Origin of the sequence: Flavobacterium longum, from assembly GCF_965137575.1 — a bacterium.
Lineage (GTDB): Bacteria > Bacteroidota > Bacteroidia > Flavobacteriales > Flavobacteriaceae > Flavobacterium > Flavobacterium longum.
In genome coordinates this window covers 166,768-189,495 of sequence record NZ_CBCRZJ010000001.1, presented here as the reverse complement: position 1 = coordinate 189,495, position 22,728 = coordinate 166,768, and the positions used below count along the sequence as shown (strand labels likewise).

At 42.6% G+C, this 22,728-nt stretch carries 17 protein-coding genes and 1 pseudogene; 10 read left to right on the top strand and 8 right to left on the bottom strand.

The window, feature by feature from the left end; all coding sequences use genetic code 11:
• Genes ACM9J1_RS00855 through ACM9J1_RS00845 form a run of 3 tightly spaced genes read left to right on the top strand, consistent with a single transcriptional unit; the run spans position 1 to position 2,943 of the window.
• Complete coding sequence (locus tag ACM9J1_RS00855) at positions 1-2,115, top strand: ribonucleoside triphosphate reductase (protein WP_415579944.1); 2,115 nt, start codon at positions 1-3, stop codon at positions 2,113-2,115.
• Positions 2,099-2,263: an anaerobic ribonucleoside-triphosphate reductase gene (gene nrdD, locus ACM9J1_RS00850; protein ID WP_415579942.1), complete on the top strand. Its 165-nt coding sequence runs from the start codon at positions 2,099-2,101 to the stop codon at positions 2,261-2,263. The genes ACM9J1_RS00855 and nrdD overlap by 17 nt, the downstream gene beginning before the upstream one ends.
• Complete coding sequence (locus tag ACM9J1_RS00845; protein WP_415579940.1) at positions 2,257-2,943, top strand: anaerobic ribonucleoside-triphosphate reductase activating protein; 687 nt, start codon at positions 2,257-2,259, stop codon at positions 2,941-2,943. The genes nrdD and ACM9J1_RS00845 overlap by 7 nt, the downstream gene beginning before the upstream one ends.
• Here the strand turns inward: ACM9J1_RS00845 and ACM9J1_RS00840 are convergent.
• The 5 genes from ACM9J1_RS00840 to ACM9J1_RS00820 all read right to left on the bottom strand — a co-directional run bounded on the left by ACM9J1_RS00840 (position 2,908) and on the right by ACM9J1_RS00820 (position 7,255).
• The gene (locus ACM9J1_RS00840; RefSeq protein WP_415579939.1) at positions 2,908-4,230 is read right to left on the bottom strand and encodes a cbb3-type cytochrome c oxidase subunit I; all 1,323 of its coding nucleotides are present in this window, start codon (positions 4,228-4,230) and stop codon (positions 2,908-2,910) included. The two genes, ACM9J1_RS00845 and ACM9J1_RS00840, sit on opposite strands and share 36 nt — an antisense overlap.
• Positions 4,231-4,233: 3 nt before the next feature.
• On the bottom strand, positions 4,234-4,650 hold the full coding sequence (locus ACM9J1_RS00835; protein ID WP_415579938.1) for a c-type cytochrome: 417 nt from the start codon (positions 4,648-4,650) through the stop codon (positions 4,234-4,236).
• 146 nt (positions 4,651-4,796) lie between these two features.
• Positions 4,797-5,351: a fasciclin domain-containing protein gene (locus tag ACM9J1_RS00830; RefSeq protein WP_415579937.1), complete on the bottom strand. Its 555-nt coding sequence runs from the start codon at positions 5,349-5,351 to the stop codon at positions 4,797-4,799.
• 75 nt (positions 5,352-5,426) lie between these two features.
• A complete protein-coding gene (locus tag ACM9J1_RS00825) occupies positions 5,427-6,668 on the bottom strand; it encodes a hypothetical protein (protein WP_415579936.1) in 1,242 nt (413 codons plus the stop codon).
• Positions 6,668-7,255, bottom strand: coding sequence for a Crp/Fnr family transcriptional regulator (locus tag ACM9J1_RS00820; RefSeq protein WP_415579934.1), 588 nt, complete (start codon positions 7,253-7,255; stop codon positions 6,668-6,670). The genes ACM9J1_RS00825 and ACM9J1_RS00820 overlap by 1 nt, the downstream gene beginning before the upstream one ends.
• A 172-nt stretch (positions 7,256-7,427) precedes the next feature.
• On the opposite strand from ACM9J1_RS00820, the gene ACM9J1_RS00815 reads away from it, so the two are divergent.
• The 5 genes from ACM9J1_RS00815 to ACM9J1_RS00795 all read left to right on the top strand — a co-directional run.
• On the top strand, positions 7,428-7,775 hold a 348-nt coding region (locus tag ACM9J1_RS00815), incomplete at its 5' end, for a hypothetical protein (protein ID WP_415579933.1).
• 154 nt (positions 7,776-7,929) lie between these two features.
• On the top strand, positions 7,930-8,787 hold the full coding sequence (locus tag ACM9J1_RS00810) for a hypothetical protein (RefSeq protein ID WP_415579932.1): 858 nt from the start codon (positions 7,930-7,932) through the stop codon (positions 8,785-8,787).
• Between the two features lie 65 nt (positions 8,788-8,852).
• Entirely contained in the window at positions 8,853-10,847 is a 1,995-nt protein-coding gene (locus ACM9J1_RS00805) for a TonB-dependent receptor plug domain-containing protein (protein ID WP_415579931.1), read from the top strand.
• A 59-nt stretch (positions 10,848-10,906) separates the two neighbouring features.
• Positions 10,907-11,308, top strand: coding sequence for a VOC family protein (locus tag ACM9J1_RS00800; RefSeq protein WP_415579930.1), 402 nt, complete (start codon positions 10,907-10,909; stop codon positions 11,306-11,308).
• A gap of 820 nt (positions 11,309-12,128) precedes the next feature.
• Positions 12,129-12,692, top strand: a complete 564-nt coding sequence (locus tag ACM9J1_RS00795) for a hypothetical protein (RefSeq protein ID WP_415579929.1) — start codon at positions 12,129-12,131, stop codon at positions 12,690-12,692.
• A 142-nt stretch (positions 12,693-12,834) separates the two neighbouring features.
• Here the strand turns inward: ACM9J1_RS00795 and ACM9J1_RS00790 are convergent.
• Positions 12,835-13,380 (bottom strand): annotated as a pseudogene (locus ACM9J1_RS00790) (type I restriction endonuclease); the annotation flags it as partial.
• A gap of 770 nt (positions 13,381-14,150) precedes the next feature.
• Entirely contained in the window at positions 14,151-14,492 is a 342-nt protein-coding gene (locus ACM9J1_RS00785) for a winged helix-turn-helix transcriptional regulator (RefSeq protein WP_415579928.1), read from the bottom strand.
• 93 nt (positions 14,493-14,585) lie between these two features.
• On the opposite strand from ACM9J1_RS00785, the gene ACM9J1_RS00780 reads away from it, so the two are divergent.
• The gene (locus tag ACM9J1_RS00780) at positions 14,586-15,356 is read left to right on the top strand and encodes a type 1 glutamine amidotransferase domain-containing protein (protein ID WP_415579927.1); all 771 of its coding nucleotides are present in this window, start codon (positions 14,586-14,588) and stop codon (positions 15,354-15,356) included.
• Between the two features lie 40 nt (positions 15,357-15,396).
• Complete coding sequence (locus ACM9J1_RS00775) at positions 15,397-16,023, top strand: NADPH-dependent F420 reductase (protein ID WP_415579926.1); 627 nt, start codon at positions 15,397-15,399, stop codon at positions 16,021-16,023.
• A gap of 134 nt (positions 16,024-16,157) precedes the next feature.
• Here the strand turns inward: ACM9J1_RS00775 and ACM9J1_RS00770 are convergent, their stop codons facing one another.
• Positions 16,158-22,649: a T9SS type A sorting domain-containing protein gene (locus tag ACM9J1_RS00770; protein WP_415579925.1), complete on the bottom strand. Its 6,492-nt coding sequence runs from the start codon at positions 22,647-22,649 to the stop codon at positions 16,158-16,160.
• Positions 22,650-22,728: the final 79 nt, after the last annotated feature.

Below are 22,728 nucleotides of genomic sequence, written 5' to 3'. Positions count from 1 at the left end.
ATGGAAAAATATGTTATCAAAAGAAATGGTGATTATAAAGCATTCACATCTTATAAAATAAAGGATGCTATACTGAAGAGTTTTGAAAGCGTTTCTGTGCCGTTTGATGAATCTGTTTACACGAATGTAATTGACGCTATTGCTATCAAAGACACATGGGCCGTTGAAGAAATCCAGGACATCATAGAAAAAACACTGTTCGATAAGCACTATTTCACCGTAATGCGGTCTTTTATTTTGTATCGGCATACCCGAAAATTACAGCGCGAACATGTTGACGGATTAAATGATGATACGACTTATGTAGACAGTTCACAAACCATAGAAGAGTATATTTCGCAAACCGATTGGAGAATCAATGCCAATGCCAATACTTCCTATTCCAATGCAGGTTTGGTCAACAATGTAGCAGGGAAAATTATTGCCAATTATTGGCTGGATAAAGTCTACTCTAGAGAAGAAGGTTATGCCCACAGAAATGGTGATATTCACATTCACGATTTAGATTGCTTAACGGGATATTGCGCGGGTTGGAGTTTGCGGGTTTTGCTTAACGACGGATTCAATGGCGTCAGAGGTCGCGTTGAAAGCAAACCGCCATCACACTTTAGAGAAGCATTGGGTCAGATGGCTAATTTTCTAGGGATTTTACAAAGTGAATGGGCTGGAGCACAAGCCTTCAGCTCGTTCGATACGTACTTAGCACCTTATGTTTTTAAAGACAATCTATCTTTTGATGATGTGTTGAAAGCCATTCGCAGTTTTGTTTACAATTTGAATGTTCCGGCGCGTTGGGGGCAATCACCGTTTACCAACATCACGCTCGATTGGGTCGTTCCCGAAGATTTGAAAGCTCAAATTCCGACCAAAAACAACCACCACTTTTTTGAAGGTAATTTCAGTCATGATCTTTTAGTTAAAGCACAAAATCGGGGTGTTGCCAAGCCAACCGACTTGCGATACGAACATTTTCAGCAAGAAATGAATCTAATCAATAAAGCGTATTATACGGTCATGACTGAAGGCGATGCGAATGGACAGCCGTTTACGTTTCCGATTCCAACCGTAAATATTACCGAAGATTTTGATTGGGATGGTGAAAACACAGCCATTCTTTTCGAAAATACTGCAAAGATTGGCTCCTCTTATTTCCAAAATTTTATTGGAAGTCAATATAAGTTAGATGAAAATGGCCATAAAATAGAAAATGAAAATGCCTACAAGCCCAATGCTGTTCGCAGTATGTGCTGTCGTTTGCAGCTCGATTTAAGAGAATTGCTCAAACGCGGCAACGGACTTTTCGGTAGCGCAGAAATGACTGGAAGCATTGGAGTGGTCACGATCAATATGGCGCGTTTGGGCTATTTATTTAAAGGAAATAAAACAGCTCTTTATAGTCAGTTAGATAAATTAATGACGATTTCAATGTCGACACTGGAAAAGAAAAGAGTCTTTATTCAAGACATGTATGATCGCGGTTTATTTCCTTATACCAAAAGGTATTTGCCCCATTTTCGCAATCATTTTTCAACCATTGGTGTCAACGGAATGAATGAAATGGTTCGCAATTTTACTGATGATGCCGATGATATTACAACTTCTTTTGGCAACGATTTTTGCATGGAAATATTAGACCATATCCGAAACAGAATGCGAGAATTTCAGGAAGTTACAGGAAATTTATACAACCTCGAAGCCACACCCGCAGAAGGCACTACCTATCGTTTTGCCAAAGAAGACAAAAAAAGGTTTTCTAATATTCTGCAAGCAGGCATGGGCGAAAATATTTATTATACAAACAGCTCGCAAATACCGGTCGACTTCACACAAGATCCGTTTGAAGCTTTGCTCATGCAAGATGAATTGCAATGCAAGTATACCGGCGGCACAGTTTTGCATTTATACATGAATGAACGAATTAGTTCTTCAGAGGCTTGCAAAAACTTTGTCAAAACCGTATTGTCGAATTTCAAACTGCCTTATATTACCGTGACACCTGTTTTTAGCGTTTGTCCCGTTCACGGTTATCTCAATGGCGAACACGAATATTGCCCAAAATGTGACGCATTAATAATCGAATCTCAAAAAGAAGTACAACATGAAAACCAACACTAATGAAATTTTAGAGCACAACCAACATTTGCGAACCAAATGCTTGGTTTACACGCGAGTAATGGGTTATCATCGCCCGGTAGAAAGTTTTAATATTGGTAAAAAAGGCGAACACAAACAGCGTGTTCATTTTAAAGAAAATCAGTGTTAAGCAAACCGATTTACAATATTACGCCCTTTACCCTACTCGATTACCCCAATCATGCAGCCTGCATATTTTGGTATGCAGGCTGCAATATGCGCTGTTCCTACTGTTATAATCCCGAAATTGTTTTAGGAAAAGGAACCATACCTTTTTCTGAAGCCATTTCTTTTTTAAAAACCCGACAAGGCTTGCTTGATGCTGTCGTTTTTAGTGGTGGAGAATGTTTGATTCATAAAAAAATCGCTGTGCAAATAAAAGACGTCAAAGCTTTGGGTTATTTAATCAAGATTGACACCAATGGATCTCAGCCAGGTGTTTTAAAACAACTAATCGAAGAAAATCTAATCGATTATGTGGCATTAGATTTTAAAGCGATTCAAAGTAAATTTCAGCAAATCACACAATCTGAATTGTTTGCAGAATTTGAACAATCCTTGGATATTCTTTTACAAAGCAACATCAGATTTGAAGTTAGAACCACATATCATTCTGAATTGATATCAACCGAAGAAATAAATGCCATGGTTGGTTATCTTGATGCCAAAAAATACACCGGAAATTATTACATCCAATTTTTCAGAAACCATGTCAAAACGCTCGAAAATTTGCCTTCTTCTGCAAGAATAAAAGCAGCATCATTATTACCAGCACTATACTTCAATACTGTTTTTAGAAACGAATCGTAGCTTTTTAAGAAATTCAAAGACGATTAAATATAATCCTACTAAAACGCCAATCCCAAATAGCGTGAATATGGCATAAATACAATGTAAGGATTCTTGAAATTTACCAAATGTGAGGGTATTGTTGAAATAAGTCCAATAGGCTTTTTTTAGTCCCAAAATAAGCAGTGTAATCCAAAAAAGCAGGAACGAAATGTGAAATATTTTGATTCCCATTCGAATTATTCGTTGCGATTGCTTAGAAAATGGATGCGCTATTTCTAAAATATAAGCAATCGATGATAAAAGAATTAAAGTGTTGATTCCGATAGTGGTTCCCATCGAATGTGCCACGGTAATGTGCGTTCCGTGTGTAAATAAATTGATTGCTGGAATAGATAGTAGCAAGGCCAAAACAATGTTTAAGAAGACCCAAAAATCAGCCAAGAGCATCAATTGGTAAGCAAGTGAAAATTCGGATTTCTTTTCTTTGGAAAGACTTTTCCTCCAATCATTTATGATGGAGAACAGAATAACCCATTCGGTCATGCTGATTCCGTAAGCCAAATAGCGCATCCAAGCTGCTGTCGGAACAATGTAAATGTGGTGCGCCCAACCGAACATTAAATTGGTTAAACCCAGAAAATAAAAGAAAAATGCTTTTTTTGAAACCGCATAACTTGCATTACCACTAATTTTGGACATTACAAAAAGGGCTGTTCCATACACCAGCATATTCCACGAGCCTACATAAGAACCACCAGATTTCCATTGTAATGCAATATTTTGAATGAAATTTGCTCTGAAATAAGGCAACATCCACAAATGCGCTTCAGTAAAATGATAAATCATAAAAACAATTCCGGTGCCCCACATCCAATAATAAACGGGCCAATTTTTGAAACTTGGCAACATTGTTTTGCTATAATTGATTCCAAATAAAATCCAACCCAAAACAATTGGAAAATAATAATAACTCGGAAATTCTAGATATTCTTTCCCTGCAAAATTTTTTGTTAGGTAAGAAAAAATGATTCCAATTCCAGTGGCAATAAATAACCCAAAATGGATTTCAATTAGTTTGTCACCTGAAGGTTTAATGTAATAATAAATACCACCAATAGCTGAAAGTATAATCCAAGATACTACAAAAAGTGTATGCAAAGGTCGGATGGCACTGAAAGGTAAAATTTCTTTAATGAAATCAGGAATGACATATTGAAAACCGGCTAATAACCCGCATAGCAGTCCGAATAGCAATGAAATTAATCCTGCTGCAATAAAATAAAAAGGATACTTATTGGCTTTCATAATCTACTCTTTTCTTTTAATTGAAACCCAACCATCTGTTTCTAATTCGGATTCAATATTGGGATAAAACCCTGTTTGATTGACTTCCTTAAAAAACTGAACGAGTGCTTCTTTTTCTGTGGGATTAAAATTAAATTTCGGCATGGCTTTGACACCACTGTTAAGCATGGCTTTTAGATAATCTTCGTTTCGATGAGCATAAACATTCGTCAAATCTGGACCTAGATAACCGCCAAGTCCGTAGAGTTGATGGCACGAATTGCAATTGTTTTTTAGCCACAGATTTTCACCACAGATGGCTTTTTCAGATAAATGAATATTGCCGTAATCTGGTTTTGAAGTGTATATCATAAAATTGTAAACAGAAAAAGTCGAAAGCAGCAACAAAAAAAGGAGTAAGTACTTTTTGAATGGTTTCATAATCGTTTAAAAAAGCAATAGGCAAAGAGAAGCATTATTGGGTTCTTCCCTTATGATTTTAATCATATCAAAAAAGCGTGAATTACGACAATTCACGCTTTTCAACTTTAAAAATAGGAAAGCAACATTTGAATTAATAAGTAACTTTATTTTGGAAGTAGCACATCGCCAATGACGTGAATAATCCCGTTTCCTGTTGGTATAGATGCTACTATTTCGGAGCCATTTACAAAGGTTTTATCGCCTTTTTTAGTGATTTTTACTTTACCGCCAAAAACCATATCAAACTCTTGTCCGTCTTGCATGTACTCTGTTTTGAGCGTTCCGACATAAGTGTGATAGCCTAAAATATTTTCCAAATCCCCTTTTTTCTCTGGTTTTAATAAACCTTCAACGGTACCGGCTGGCAATTTGTCGAAGGCAGCGTTGGTGGGTGCAAAAACTGTAAACGGTCCGGCATTGCTTAACGAAGTAACCAAACCTGCTGCTTTAACGGCGGTTACTAAAGTGGTGTGGTCTTTACTTCCAACGGCGGTTTGCACAATGTTGGGAACAGAAGTTTCGTCGACAACATTTTCTTGTCCGCCAGTGGTTGCGGCTGTAGTTTCAGCTGTTGATTCGGTTGCGGCTTGATCAGTTTGCTTGCAACTCATGGCAAAAAATAAGCTTGCCAATAACAAAGTTTGAATTGATTTTTTCATAATAAATACTTTTATATACTTTCAAATTATACATACAAAGTACCTGATTATGAAACAGATGTTTTATGAGTGCAATCATAAAAGGGGCTGTTTTTTAACTTTTTTTATAGCATAAATAGCCATGATTCCAATTCCTGAAACCAAAACTATGGCTGCGCCAAAAAGCATTTCATTTACCAATGGAATCACGGTGTAACTAAACGATGCGATGCCTTGAATGGCTAAAATAACTTCATTCAATAAAACCCCAACCGAGAAAATGATGATGCCCATTTTTATTTGTTTATTGTAATGTATCAAGTGATTCGCGTAAATATAAAATAGCAAAAACAAAGAGATAACAGCCAATAAAACCAAGTGCAAATAGGCAATGACAATGGGTCTGAATCCGAAAGCCAACTGACTTAAAGCTGGAACCGTTGAACCCAATTGAAGGAGCAATTTAAGGCTCACAGCAAAACCTACAAAATGCAAAATATACTTTAAAAAGTAAGGCAAATTTTCTAGAAACTCCTGTTTGATTTTGATGATGATGGCTAAAAATCTAAACCAAGCATACACTTGAATAACAGCGGCTATGACACTCAACACATAAACAAAAACGGGTAAATCCCACCACAGCGTTGATAAAAAATACGCTGGAAAACACGCTATAAAAAACAATTTGAAAACCTTTTCATAAAAAGGGTTGTCAGACGGTTTGAGTTGTAACATCGAAAACAACAATCCCATGCAAGCAAAGAAAAACCATCCATTGTATTGAAAATGCAAGTAATAATAGATGGAAGCCAAATATTCGTTTTGATGGATGTTTTTAGTCACCATCATATACGCCAAAGCAAAAGTGCCCACTGAAGAAATTACATTAAAAAACAAAGCGGCTTTAAACCAGCTTTTAGACAAATCATCCTTGGCTATTTGATGCAAATCTTGGAAATAAAAATAAGTAAAAATACAAGCTACAAATATTGAGGCTGTAGCAAAAATTATAGAAAACAACCCGTAACCCTGAATGATAAAGAACACCAACATGCCGTAAGCACAGATCAAATTGGCGGTTAGGATTTTGTTGTATTTATTCGAAATTGTATTTGGGGTTTGCTTTGTTTTATTTTCTAAAAACAGCATCATCAAGACCATTAAAGTATGGCTAATCCAACCTGTAAAGGCAAAATGCGAATGCGAATGTTGTAAGTGTTTTTGATCTAAGAACGGAAATTCGAAACCAATTTTGTAGCGCATTAAAAGTCCTAATAAAGCTACTATCAATAAATTTACTAAAGAAAATTGCAACCAAAACTTACTTTTCAAAGGCATTAGAAATATATTTTATGATTAATAATTTCGATTTTGTGTGTGGCTTTCATTTTGGTAAATGCCCTGATCACGGTTTCGACTCTCAAGCCAGTAAAATTGGCAATTTCTTGTCGGGTGAATGGAACCAATTCTTTGCAATCACCAACTCCTTTCTTGTGTGCATTTAAAAAAGCCAGAATCCTAAATTCGGGTTTTTGGTTGATGATGTCTTTAGATGTTTTGGCTTTCCCATGAATTCTCTTGGCCATGAGCTGCAGAAATTGTTTTTGAATGCTCGGATATTCATCGATTATTTTTAAAAATTTATCTTTAGAGAGCTTGATGATTTTAGAATCTTGAAATGCTGTTGCTGTGGAAGGATATTTTTCATCTATAAATAAAGGTGGTTCCCCAAAACTTTGTCCCATGGCAAAATAGCCTTGTGTAAATTCTTTCCCATCATCATTAGAATTAAACATTCTGACACAACCATCGATAATTTGATAATAAAAATTGGCGGCATCGTCTTCAACAAAAATCACTTCGTTTTTCTTGTATTCTTTAGCAATGGCTCCCCAAGAAAAGAGTAAATCTAAATCTATTTGCATCGTGAATGAAGTGTTTTTAAGCTGAAAAGTCTTTGTTTAAAAGACCTTGGTACTTATGGTTACAAAATTAATTTTTCTAAAGTTACTAAAACCATGACCAAAATCATAAAACAAGCCCTGTTTTCGATTGTAAATTTGTCGTATGAAAAAAGTGATTCTCATAATAGTTTTNGCCATAATGCTAAAGCCCGTTTTTCCGGTGATAGAATATGCTACTAACTACAATTATATCACTAAAGTGCTTTGTATCAATAAGGATAAGCCCAAATTACATTGCAATGGGAAATGCCATTTGATGAAAGAATTAGCCAAAGCATCAGAAAGCGAAAAGCCAATTCATTCTAACAAAAAAGACAATTCGAAACAAGAAGTTGAGATTTTATTCTTTCAAGACCTCATAACATTAGTTGCGACACAATTTTTTTTTCATAGTAAAACTACTATTGGAGACAACTATGCCAACTTATACTTTCACACGGTAAGTTGCTCCGTTTTTCATCCACCTGCAAAAATAGCCTAAACTATTTGGGCAAAGAACATTTCTTGCAAGCCATTCTTTCTCAGTCCTAAATCAATTTTTCAATTCTTAAAAAGAGTTGACAGGATTCCTACATCCCAATCGTTTTGAAAAGCAATCTTTTCAGACACCTTTCTAAAAACTTTAATCAATAAAAATGAAAACATATTTAAACAAAATATTCGCCATTGTATTCATGACTTTAGCATTCAGTTCATGTTCTAATGATGATGACAATGCGATAACTCCAGCGGCTAATGAACTAGAAGGCCTAACCAAATTCAAAGAAATTAGTAACGATACCCATACCATCGAATTATTCTCGCACATGGGCGCAACGCAACAAGGGTATAATGAAATTAAATTAAGAATAAAAGACAAAACAACCAATCAATACCTAAAAAACGCTACAGTTTCTTGGATGCCAAAAATGCACATGGCCATGATGACGCATTCTTGTCCGTATTCAGAAGTAAAAAAAATCACAGCCGACGGAACCTTGTATGAAGGTTACATCATGTTTCAAATGGCACAAAATGCAACCGAGTATTGGGATTTAAAAATCGATTATACTATTGATAGTATGGCGTATACAGCGACTTCAATCATTGATGTTCCAGCTTCTAGCAAAAGAAAGGTCAACACCTTTACAGGTTCGGATGGTGTAAAGTATCTAGTGGCTTATGTTGCGCCCGAGCATCCCAAAGTGGCGGTCAACGATATGGTGGTAGGCGTTTGGAAAATGGTTGACATGATGACATTTTCGGTGGTTGACGGCTACACTGTAAAAATTGATCCTAGAATGCCTAGTATGGGAAACCATAGTTCACCAAATAATGTCAACGCGATACAAGCTACATCAGGCGATTTATACAATGGCAAACTATCCTTGACGATGACAGGCTATTGGAAAATCAGTCTGCAATTGGCAAAACCCGACGGAACGATCGTAAAAGGCGAACCCATCGCTGATGCAGTTACAGAAAGCAGTATCTTTTTTGAAATAGAATTTTAAATTCCGAGGAAGTATAAAAAGGTCAAATTCAATTTTGGTTTTTGACCTTTTTAAATGAATAGATCATGAAAAAAAAACATTTTACCTTGTTACTACTGCTGCTGACTTCTTTTCTCTTAGCACAAGAAACTAAAAAAGACAGCCTGCAACCCATACAAATGCAAGAGGTTATTGTTATTGGAAACAAAGCACAACTCGCGAGCAAACAATCTAAAATACTTACGTCTATTGACGACTATTTGCAAAAATCCACAAAAGTTGATTTGATTAAACGTGGTGCTTATGCTTGGGAACCGCTGATCAATTCGATGCCCACCGAACGTACTTTAATTACGATTGATGGCATGCGTATTTTTGGTGCTTGTACCGATAAAATGGATCCGATTACCTCGTATGTTGAAGTTTCCAATCTATCCGAAGCCACTATCAGTTCGGGGCAAGAAGGTGCTTGTTATGGTAGCACTATTGGAGGTTCAATAGATTTGAAAAGAACCAGAACTAATTTTAAAACCCAAAAATGGAATACCAACTTCACTACTGGTTTTGAAACCAATAACCAACAAAAAATTCTGGGCTCAGCGATTAATTATGCCGATAGTTTGGTGTATGTTGATGTCGATTTTATGTACCGCGATGCCGAAAATTATAAAGCCGGAAATAACAAAGAAGTGTTGTTTTCTCAATTCAAAAAAAGAAACTTTTCAGCGACTTCAGGTTTTAAATTAGGAAAAAACAAACTCGTTGAAGGTTCATTAATTTACGACAAAGCCACCGATGTAGGCTATCCGGCTTTACCGATGGATGTTTCGATAGCTGAAGCGATTATTGCTTCCTTAAAGTATGAATATGCTCCGCTAGAATCTATAATTACCCATTGGGAAACCAAAGCATATTTCAACACCATCATGCACAAAATGGATGACACCAAACGCCCCCTTGTTCCAGTGCATATGGATATGCCGGGTTGGAGTAAAACCTACGGTTATTATTCAAAAATTACAGCCATTAGAGGAAGCCATCATTTTTTAGTAAACCTAAACTCATTCTATAATAAATCATTGGCTGAGATGACGATGTATCCTGAAAACCCTGATGAAAATCTGATGTTTATGCTGACTTGGCCCGACGTAAGAACTTTTTATAATGGTGTGTTTTTAGAAGATCAATACAGTTTGAATTGTCATTCATCCCTAAAATTTACGGCTGCTATGGGTAGTCATACTAACAAAATTGAAAGCGAATTTGGATTGAACAGTTTGCAGATTTTTTATCCCAATATGAAGGCGCAAAAAAACCGATTCTTAAAAAGCATTTCTTCCAATTACAATTATGCAAAGCACTGTGTAGCCTACGGGTTTGGTGCCGCTTATGGCGAAAGAGCACCATCGGTTACGGAAGCTTATGGGTTTTATTTGTTCAACAGTTTTGAAAATTTTGATAACATCGGCAATCCCAATTTAAAAAATGAAAAGTCATTCGAAGGAAATGCTTATTTAGGGTTCATGAAAGAAAAAGTGAATATGAAAATTGCAGCTTCCTATTTTCATATTGCAGATTACATTATAGGGAAACCTGATGCTAGTCTCGTTCCGATGACCATTGGCGCAAACGGAGTAAAGATTTACACGGTACTCGATTACGCTACTATTTTTAATGTAAGTTTTACTGCTGAATATCAATTTTCAAAACTATTAAAATGGAATATACAATGTGTTTACAGCCAAGGGAAAGACCATGAAAATGTAAACTTGCCATTTATTAGTCCGCTGCGGTATGCAACATCATTACTTTATACAAAAGAAAAAATTTCCGCAGAGATAATCCTTCAAGGCAACGCAAAACAAACTAATTTTAGCCCGATTTACGGAGAAGATGAAACCCCTGATTATGCGATTATCAATATGAACATGGGCTATAAATTCAACCTCAATAAAAGTAAAATACATACAAAATGCGGTGTCGAAAACATGCTAGATACTTATTATTCAACTTACTCCGATTGGAATAATTTCCCGCGATCAGGAAGAAACTTTTTTGTGAATATATCGGTAGATTTTTGATTAAAGCGTATTTTGCCAAGATTTAACGACTGCAAAAACTGAAAATACACCAAAGAGAAATGAAGCATATTCAACTAATAGAAACCATTCTATACGTAAAGGACCAGACATCAAGCACTGCGTTTTACCAGAACATTTTAAGAAAAACTGCCGACTTGAACGTTCCGGGAATGACCGAATTTATATTAGCAGAAAACTGCAAATTAGGTTTAATGCCCAACGATGGAATCGCAAAAATAATCGATGACCAATTGCCGCATCCAGATAACGGAAATGGAATACCGCGCTGTGAACTCTACTTCCATGTCGAAAATATTGAACTCGAATTTGAGAATGCTAAAAAAAGTGGCGCAAGGCTAATCAGCCCAATTGAAGATAGAAACTGGGGTGACCAAGTATGCTATTTTGCCGACTTAGATGGGCACGTCATAGCTTTTGCAAAAAAAATAATTGATAAATAGACAGAATCCATCCAACAGCAATCGCATCTTTAATGCGCAATCAATGACTATTCACAATTCAATTGCACTCCTTCCCATCGCTCCTAAAAAATTACTGTCACAGTTTTTAAACAAAAACACGTACACTAGCGTGACTTGTGCCAGTAATTTTTCCCCAAGTTGTGTTACATAATGTTGCATCATAGGCGCTATTGGCGATTGTAGTTTCTAATAATGTTTTGTCAGCACCTATATCGCAGTATGCGAAACAGCCCCGCAAATCTCGATCACGAGAACGTAGAGCGTCGCACTAGGGCAACTTTTTTGACTATTGACCTGCACAATGTATCGAAAAATGGATCCTGTCCAAAAAAAAGAGCACTTCGCGTCGCCCATATCATGCCGCGCAACAAACATTGTCTTACTTAAAACCTATGTTTTTCTTCAGTAGTTATCGCTTATTCTAATAGCTTATTAAAACCAACGCGCCAAAACACTCATTCATAGGACATAAAAAAGGTTTTTGAAAATCACGCTCGGCAAGGATTCGGTTTATTATCACCTTATTTATTCAATTTTGGTTTCCCTATTGAAAAAAAATCGCTTCCAAACCCACAAGTGAATCTGGAAGCCAATTGTTATAGTTTCCCTTTCTTATCCACAACTAAATTTCATATTTTGTCTAGTTAAAAAGAGACTTAAAGTTGTAGAAGTTTCAAATTATTTTTTGATAGACTGTAAGTTATTTAAATCCAGTAAACAAACTAAAAAAAAACGTATCTAACTATAACGAATTTATAAAACTTAATAAATCATTTCTGTCTTTTGCAGATAACTTACTATGAAAATCCTATTTATATTAATTACTGCCCTTACCACACTAGCAACACCTCCATGCGAATTGGAAGGCAAAAAAAACATGATTCGAACTATACTTATCGATGAAGCTAACGGGATTTTGCGTTTTGATAGCTCATATAGTGATATTTCTTCAGAGTACGGGAACGAATGTGGCAATGCCACGATTTATATGATCCATAAGGACGGTTGGAAAAAATGGCTTGAATGGGCAAATAAAGAATATGCTGATATAGTAAATGGCAAAAACTATGGCTATGAGCATGCAGCTGAAAAACTTTCCGAAAATTATGAAATGACAAACGACTATAATAAGTTATGTTTTTATACTGACAAGGCTTACTTAACTCCCGTATATGACGGAGAAAGTGACGATATAACTATTTCAAAAGGTTTCGAAAGTAGCAAGTATCCACAAACCATTATATTATACAGTAAGAAGTGGGGAGAAACTAAATGGACTGAGATAGATCGTAAAACCTTTGCAAGCGAAGAGGAAAAGCTTAAATCAACTTGGGAAGTTGACCATATAAAAAAACTACTCTGAAATTAATCTGCGTAGTTTTAAGCACCATCAGGAAGCTATCAAATTTTAAAATGTGTATTATAGATTTTAAAATCTCCGGAATATATAGATAGATATAAATAAATTGAAAATATAATTTAGAAAGACATTCCAAACTTAGTTGTACTGACTGGGCCAAGCGGTTCACAGCAATTTGTTGGTAGTATCTTGGGCTTCTTCCGCTTCCGTCAAAGTAATAGTCTTGCCCAACTACTTTTTCAGATTCTTCTGTTACGATTCCCCTGTATTTATTGAACTTACTCCATAAAAAGTCAGGAGAAGGAAAACTGTTTAAATCTAACTCAGTTTCAATGTTTTCAGAATTACTAGTTTTGTCATGGAATATAAAGCCATCTCCGTTGCTGCTAAAAACAAAAGGGATGTCCAGAATATTGGCATATTCCAATGCTTGTTGGATTCCAGCTCTTACTGAATGTTTGTTGTCTTTTGCTTCAATAATAGCAATGGGAATATTGGGTTTATAATAAAGAATATAGTCCGCTCTTTTTCTTGCTCCTCTTGCGGCCAGTTTACCACGAACATAAATTTTCCCGTCAGTAAACGTTACTTCTTCTAAGAGCTGAGTCATTTTATCCCACCCTGCCCTTTCTAACGCGGGCGTGATATACTTCGTGCACACATCTCTTTCAGAAAGAAAAGATTTGCTCATATCAAAAATAGGTTTATATGTCGCTTCACTATTAGACTACAGGCTGTGAATTTAATGAACATTTCAGTCTCACTCCCAAAAAAATGTTGTATTTCTTGCCTGTCTCAGTGCCACGACATGAAGCTTGTTGAAATAAAATTGATGCCTAAGCATAAACAAATCACGTTGCGACGATAGAACTTTCAATTGTTGGAGTAAAGTTATTTGTACGAACACCATTTTCTTAGCGATATTACCTTTTCACATATAAGAAATTGCATTTGCCTATTTTTTTTAGGGAGTAAGTTTGGCAACACCGCCGCAAACATCACGCGGAAAAGTATTCGACAGCGTTTTGAGGGCGTAATAAAAGGTCAGAAGTTGTCGCGGCGACGCATACTAATTAGTTACATTGCCTCCATCAGAAGAGTTACACCGATACTTTGAGAAGCTAAAATGTATATTACTACAAGTTTTGCATTATCGTTTTTGGAGAAATTGACGCCAAGTGACATAGTAAACAATTATTCTTTACGAGCGCTGAATCCATTTTTTTCTCTAAATTTACATCAAATTCAAAGTTACCCTATCGGTTACCCCACGATTAATCGATGACGGAAACCTCTGAATTTAAAGAGAAAATTTAAAAGGTTCCGGAGCCTCTTCCTCCGCAGAGAAAAACCGAAGTGAAAGCTTCGGTTTTTTTTATTTTTTAATGGCGCGTCGAAAGCAAGCCTGTCGTATTTCATTTTAACTACAAAGCAAACACTTCGGGTTCTGTCTGGTCCCCTCTATTTTATCTTGGTCTCCTCCATCAATTCAAGCCCATAGCTGCGTAGTGTTTCGATAACAGGTATAGACTTCCGGCCGCGTTCTGTAATGGTGTATTCGGCGCGCGGCGGCACTTCCGGAAAAACCTCCTTGGCGACAAAGCCATCTGCCGCGAGTTCTTTGAGCGCTTTGGACAACATACGGTCTGAGGCGTGCGGCAGGCTTTTTCGCAACTCCGTAAAGCGCCACGACTTGTCTTTGAGACGCCAAAGTATAGGCATTTTGTAAGTCCCGCCAATCTTACTCATGGCAAATTCAACGGGGTTGTGGAACAAATGGTTGTCTTTAATGAAATCTGGCATACTTACACTTTTGTTAGTTACTTACAAAGATAGGCAGGCAATCCCAATCCACCTATCCGTTGGTAGATTTGCGATACACTAAAATGATTTGCCATGAGCTTAAAAAATACAAACGCCGTGAACCCGGCAAAAAGAAAACGCATTGCCATTGTCATCGCCAACGCCACCACATCTACAACGACCCAGTGGCCGGTCGGTTTTTGGTGGAGTGAACTGACTCATCCGTACTACGAATTCACCGAAAAAGGTTACGAAGTTGAAATCTTCTCGCCCAATGGTGGCCGCTGCGAGCCCGACGCCATGAGCGACCCTAACGATTCGAGCGGATACTCCGCCACAGACTTAGTGTCACAAGGGTTTATCCATACGCCAAGCCTCCGCGCGTTGGTAGAACACACTCGAAGGGTTTCGGAGATCGACGTCGCCCAATTCGACGCCATTGTAGTGGCCGGCGGGCAATCCCCGATGTTCAGTTTCGAACATGCACTTGAACTTCAAGAAAAGTTCGTGGCCTTTTACGAGTCTGGAAAAGTCGCTGCTGCGCTATGCCACGGCGCCGCCATCCTGAAATACGCCAAATTGTCCAATGGCGATTATCTGGTGAAAAACAAAACCGTAACCGGATTCGCAAACGTCGAAGAAGATTTTGCCGACCAAGCCGTTTGGGAATATGGGATGTTGCCTCAAGGCCAGCACATCATGCCGTGGCGTATCGAGGATGCGCTCAAGGAAATCGGTGCGAACTACATCCAAGCGGGGATGTGGAAGGGCTTTGCCGTGCGGGATGGCAATCTTGTCACCGGCCAGCAGAATTTCAGCGGCGCGGAAACGGCGCGCGCAGTAATTGCAGCCTTGGGAGAGTGATAAATTCAAAAAATACCGTGAAACATTAACTAAGAAAAGTATGATACTCGCCTTCATCGGCATCGGCCAAGTAGGCTTTGCACTTGCCCATGCACTACAACAGAAAGGACACCACATCATCGTAGCCGTCGATCGGCCTTCGGAAACAGTCTCAAAAGCATTGTCGCAAAACGCCAATTTCGAGGCCAAACCTTTGCAGGAAGCCATTGACCGCGCCGAAGTAGTATTCCTTGCCACGCCATTTCAAGCCAACGAAATGCTTCTGCAGTCGCTGCGGTTCAACGGTAAGATTTTGGTGGACTGTACCAACCCAGTAGGTCCAGGCATTTCGCATGGCCTCATGAGCACCATATCCGGGAGTGAGAAAGTGCAGGAATGGGCGCCGGATGCCCTGGTCGTGAAAGCCTTTACAATCTATGGCTTCGAGAATTTCGCGGACAGCACTTTTCCGGGTTACAATGTGAAACCGGTGATGATGATGGCCGGAAACGACCGTGCTGCCAAAGACACCGTGGCCTCGCTTGTCACCGATCTGGGGTATGAACCACTCAACACCGGCGCGCTGGACCAAGCACTTCATCTGGAACACATGACTTTGCTCTGGGTCAAAATGGTACGCCGCGACAAGCATCATCCGGGGTTAGTCTGGGCGAAGCTGGAGCGATAGGACCGTCTTGCTTCACTTTATTAATACGGGAACTTGAGCGCTGTTGTTGACTACCGCACGCTGAAGTAATGCCCTTAGATTTCATCCATAAAAAAAGCCCCGTATTCCGGGGCTTTCTATCCAAAAATAAATACTTACTTCTTGATGATGCGCAAGATGCGGTTGCTATCGCCTTGTGAAACGGTCACCACATAGACGCCAGCCGGATAGGCCGCGCCCAAAGTGATGTTGTTTTCGCGATGGCTGACGACGCGCGTCTCGAGCAGTCGGCCCGCCATATCGTAGACCTTTACGTAGCTGTCCCGCGCCGCTGCAGAAGTGATGTCCAAGGTGACACTGTCTGCAAACGGGTTCGGGTGCGCCACCACGGCAAATACATCGTCGGCAACCGAAGCCCTCGAAGTGCCCGGCGTGGTCACCGTACAAATCTTACCGTAAGGCCCGACCGGATCGGCGAAATTGAAAATCAGTCGAACCCTGACGTTGTACGTGGCGCCCGGCAACAACTGCCCTGCAAAATCGTTGAGCGTAAAGGTTCTCGTACTCTTGGTGACTTCCACCGGCGAAGCCAAACCGCTGCCGCTGAGTTCGAACACATACGCGATGGCACCCGGATAGGAAATAGCCATGATTGGCGTGGCATTACTCGGCACCAGATAATTGTCGCACTGCGAATCCTGCAGGGAAGTTGTCGGGAAAATCGGTGTCGTGACCTGACAGATGGATCCGTATGGCAAGTAATTACCGTCGGTGTTTTTCAGCGCAATTTCCACGTTGTAGGTCTTGCCGTATTGCACCACGAAATTCGTAATCTGGTTCATCCTGAATTCACGGACATTGCGGTCAATCACCTGGAAATTACCCGGATTCACCGGGTCGGAAACCCTGAAACGATAACCTGCCGCAAACGGTACTGCGTTCGCATAGACCGGAGCATTAAGGTTGGTGAGCTGTTGCGCGCAGTAGGCGAGCGATGTTGTGGCCGATGGCGTGGTCACGGTACAATTCGACAACGTGAACGGCTGCAGGTAACCCGCAAAATATACCGCCACTTCCACTTTGTATTGGGCGGCGAATGCATAATTGGTGAGTTGCGTCAACCGCATCACGCGCAACGCCGTATCCAGGAATTGGACTTGGCCTAAGTTCGGGCCGGCCATGGTCGTGATCCGCCAGCGGTAGCCTTGCGCACCAGCCACGAGGTTGGCCACAATTTGCGCGTCAATCGTAGGAAGGTTCGCGTTGCACATCGCACCTTGCAAGACGGTGACTTTCGGCGCAAAGCCTTCGTCAATCAGCCCGTCGCAATCATCGTCAAGAAGGTTGTACCCGATTTCTGTAGCGCCCGGATGCACCGAAGCTTTGGTGTCGTCACAATCGGCATTGTTGGCCGAATAGCCCGCCGGCACCGTACTCGCACCTGAGCACGCATCCGTCACCACACCCGCACCGTACCCGTCGTTGTCTCCGTCAAGATAGTACGAAAGCAGTTGGTACAGATTGGCATCGTCGTCATTACAATCGGTGTTGTTGGCGGCATAACCATCCGGTGTTGCCAACGCATTGGCCGCGCACACGTTTACTGCTGCGCCCGCGCCGAAACCGTCATCGTCATTGTCTGTGTAGAACGGATAAGTCTGCGTCAATACGCCATCACTGTCGTTACAATCGGTATTGTTCACCGAATAGCCCGTTGGTGGCGTGTTGGCATCCACGGCGCAAATCGCTGTAGATGTTCCGGTACCGAAACCATCGCCGTCCGCATCTGTGTAAAATGGATACGATTGGTGTTTGGTGTTGTCTGCATCATCGCAATCGGTATTGTTCACCGAATAGCCTGTTGGCGGCGTGTTGGCATCCACGGCGCAGACCGATGTAGATGTTCCGGTGCCGAAACCATCGCCGTCCGCATCTGTGTAAAACGGATACAATTGGTGTTTGGTGTTGTCTGCATCATCGCAGTCGGTATTGTTCACCGAATAGCCCGTTGGCGGCGTGTTGGCATCCACGGCGCAAATCGCTGTAGATGTTCCGGTGCCGAAACCATCGCCGTCCGCATCTGTGTAAAACGGATACGGTTGGTGTTTGGTGTTGTCTGCATCATCGCAGTCGGTATTGTTCACCGAATAACCCGTCGGCGGCGTGTTGGCGTCCACGGCGCAGACCGATGTAGACGTTCCGGTGCCGAAACCATCGCCGTCGCCATCTGTATAAAAAGGATACGATTGGTGTTTGGTGTTGTCTGCATCATCGCAGTCCGTATTGTCTGCAACATAACCCGTCGGTGCCGTACAAGCCGATGTGGTTACCGATGCGTTACCGAAACCATCATTGTCTGCGTCTGCATAAAACGTCTGCGCGGTCTGGATGGTCAATTCGAGGGTTTGCGTCAGGTTGCAACCCGATGGCAATACACTCACATGCTGATAACTTCCCGACGCCGAATAGGTTTGCCCGTTGGCTGTCCAAAAATATGGCCCGCAGGAAGTGATGGTTTCGGTTTCAAATTGGTCGGTGCAATTCTCGGCAAGCTGGAACGCCCCGAATGTCGTGATTCCAGTAAAACTGGCCGATGTCGCGGTGCGTGTCCCAACGGTTGGGTACGTCCATCCGGAAGCGTACAGGCCCGCGCCCAAATTGAGCGGATTGGCCGCGCCATCCAGATCGGCAGCATCGTACTGGAACGTCGCGGAATATTGGTTAAACGCCACGCCATTGTTGGACAAAGTCCAGTTGCGGTTGACGCTTTTCGACACCTGAAGCGACGACGACGCGATTTGCGGATGGTCGCCGGAAACCGTGGCAACTGTCACCGAACCGCCTGTAGTTATGGCACCAAAGGAAACGCTGACCGGTGCATAGACCGACGCGTCCCCGACTTCAAAAGTGTCTGTCAGTTTGGCGCCTGAGAATGCCTTCTGGAACTGCCCGAAAACGTGTCCTGAAGTCCTGGCGACGGTGGCCGATGTACCCATGATGACTTTGTTCGATCCGGTTGTAAGGATGCCGCTGGCGAGCATCAGGTTTCCGTTCACGCTTATATTCGACCCGCCGGAAAGCGTGAGTCCTGATGCATTACTCAAGGTGAGGTTATTGAATGTCGTGCCGGTACTTCCCGAGACAGTCTGAGGTGTGCCGCCGGAGAAAGCCACCGTGGACGCGCCCGGGGTAAACGTACCGTTGTTGATCCAGTTGCCGCCCACGGTAACATCCAGTCCGTTGGCATCGAACGTGCCGCCTAAAACTGCTACGTTGTTGTTGATGGTCATCGCAACAGATTGTGCTTGTGCTTTCGGATTGTTGTTGGTATTGACGACAAAATCATAGTAAGGTACCGATGAAGCGAACCTGATGGTCTGGTTTGCCGGCGTAAAACTATTGCCCGCTTCAATCGAGCCGCCCGACACAGAATGAGTGGCGGAGATATTGACATAGTCCAAACTGTAGCTGCTTGCCCTTGAAATCACGAGGCGGCCGCCGGTTTGATTAAACGTGGTGCCGCTGGCAAGATCGAATGCGCCGCGCGAAGTTGAGGTGGATGCAAAAGTCGCCACGTTTACGACACCGCCGCTTTGGCTATAGGTGCCGTAAGAAGTTCCGCTATTGGAGGAAAACCGGCCGGTAATGTTCAACGTTCCGCCTTGCATGTCAAGTGTTCCGCCGTTGAGATAAATCATGTTCGCCGAGCCGCCGCTGCCTACGTTCACCGTTCCCGCGGTAATTTTAAGGATTCCGGAATTCAAAAAATAGTTGGCGTTGCCCATATTGATGGTCGCCCCGTTGTTCCACAATCTGGCATTTGTCCCAATGGTGCCGCCGCCCGGAAAAAGTGTCACGGTAGACGCGCCCGACAACTTAAACGTGCCGGAGGTCAACGTCAATGGCGTCGTGACGTTGTTCAAAGTAATGACAGCGGTCGCCTCAACGGTGTGGTTCACCAAAGATTTATTGATCGTCAACAGGTTGAACGCCGTCGTGGAAGCGCCGCCGATTTCCTGATAGCTGATTGCACCATTGAATAATACTGTTCCGATTCCGCGGTTAAACGTACCATCGTTGATCCAATCACCTGCCACCGACAAGGTGTAATTGGTGCCGGAACTCATCGAGAGACTTGCGCCTGAATCGATATTGATGTTGCCGCAAACCGCTCCCGCCGCGCCGATGTTTGGTTGGTTTGGTGCGGAAGACGGGATGATGACATTGTCTGACGCTGTCGGGATGGCGCCACTCGCCCAGTTGCCCGTGTTGAACCAATCGGTCGAAACGGTACCGGTCCAATTCAGACCCACACAGGCATAGTCACCGGCGACTTTTTCTGTAGCGCCAGTTCTTTGGCCTTCATTGCCGCCGGTAAGCGCAGCCACCGCATAATATTCGGAAGCGGTGGTACTTTGTCCTGTAAGCACCGCGCTGGCGCCATTGTAGGTGATGTTGGTCGTTACCGGTTCCATATACATCGCACCCAATTTGTAGACTTGGTAACCGGTTGCGTTTGGTACCGCAGACCATTTCAAGGTCACGACGTCGTTACAGACTTTTGTAATCCGGAAGTTGTCCGGCACATTTCCGATGAAGTTTGTCCCGCTCGTGGACGTCAACGCGCCGCGTGTTACCCTGAAGCGGATGCTGTTGATGCCATTGGTATTCGGCGCTACCCAAGTATAGACGCGTTTCGTGGCGTCGTAATTTGTGGCAATCGGAACCCAAGTACCCGATGCATTCAACTCATAATAAAGGTTGAACGCATCCGAACCGCCATAACTGTCCCAACGGATGTAATAGGTATCGCCGGAGATGAGCTTGTCATTGGCCAACGGATACGTAATGGTCAGTTCATCCTGTAAAAATTCATAAACCAAATAATACGTCTGCGGCCCAGACGGCACACTCGCACCGCTCACCTGAAGCGTCCAGATGCCGGCCTGCGGGTTGTCCACGGTGACCTGTTCGATGGTGTTGAGGTTGTCTATCCCGCGCGTGGCCGGATCGTCCAAAGTGGCTGCATTGGCTGCGCTGTTCAATACCCACGGGTTGTAACTCACGTTCGATGGATCTTTTGCCACCAGATTCAAGTTGTTGACGATTGCGGTGCTGGCATTTACCGCCGCCGCTACGTCCGGCCATACGATCATGGCGCGGATTTGCTTTGTCCCGGCCGGAACGGTCACGGTATGGTTGTTCGTCCCGCCGTTAGAGACGCTCGAAGTGACATATCTTACTTCATTGATGGTGTTGTACGAACGGCGAAGGTTTGGGCATCCGAAACCATACACGAAGTCCGGGCCTGCGTTGCCAAGATCGTCGGCGGTATTCATCATGATGGCGCGCATCAGCGACGATGTGGGTTCCGTGCCGCCGTTCTTTTCTTTATAGACTTGCGTCAGGATAGCCATGTCGCCCACGAATTTCGGCGAGGCGAAAGATGTTCCTTCTGAACCTTCAATGGCCAATTGCGGCGCAATACGACCGTCGTACATTGGCCCGCGGCTACTGAAGCCAGTGATGACATCATCGGGCGACAGAGCTCCGATTGCCACCATGTTCTTGTTTTGCTTGACTTGCCCAGTGATGTTGCTCCATCCGGCGAACGCGTATGGTGCAAAACCGATGTCCGTCCCGGAATTTCCCGCTGAATAGGACACCAAATGGTTCGGTAAAGCCGCGATGCGCAAGTCGTGGTTACGCGCCTCAGAGTCATACCCCGGCGCGATGGAATACCCGTATGAGTGGTTGGTGATGCGCAAATTGTGGCTGGAATACAGCGAAGAATAATTTGGTCCGCCGCTGACACTCAGGATTGTCGCGCCCCAGGCATTGTTCTGGCGCGTCGGGTCAATGGCGCCGGCACCGCCTGCATTTTCTGCCACGCCGGTTTTGTGGTTTTCGGGATCGGCCGTTCCGCTGGAGCCAACCTCAAAAAGCCTTCCTTTAAAGTCGATTTGATTGGCCACCAAGTCACCTTCCCCAATCGCGATGACAACGCCTGAACCGGTGTAGTTCAAGCCATTGTAGCCTGAATTAAGATAGTTGGCGCGACCAGTGGTGTTGGTATAGTTGTAATTCTCGTTCCGGACCGGCTCGGGCTGTGCGCCGACGAACTGGATGTAAGGCAAGGCCACGATGGTTTCCAAATCTTGCAACGGAATGTCGGCATCAACCTGCCCGGAATAATCCCGGTGCGCCGTAATGTTGTAGCCTTTGCTTTTCAGATCGGCAATCACTGCCGCGCCGTCAAGTGTCCGGTAATAACTCAGGGTAAGTTTCGCTTTGTCGCCCACTATGCAATAGCTGGGAATGCCTTCTGTCTGCAATGGCGTTTCCATCTTGAAGGCACGCCCAACCGGAAGTACGGTCCTGATTTGGGCACCAATCTGCTGCAGGTTGAAGTTATCGTTCACCACCGCGAAATACGTGTTCGGCGGTAGGTAATCTACGAGTTTCAAACCGGCCTCGCTCCAAGATTTCTTCTGGTCGTCCGACGGCAGATCGTAAAACTGGATCAGCCTGAAGTATTTTCCGCCGAATGACGGCCCGGACCATGTCTTCAGTTCGGGTTTCGCCGAGGGGCTGAATTCAAATACACCGGCACTGGTCCGGATGGTGTAATCGCGCTGCTGCGCCAAAACGTTTAAACATAAAAAAAGTCCGAAAACCAGGCAAAGGCCGAACTTTCTCAGCGTGTAGGGATTAGTCATAAATGAG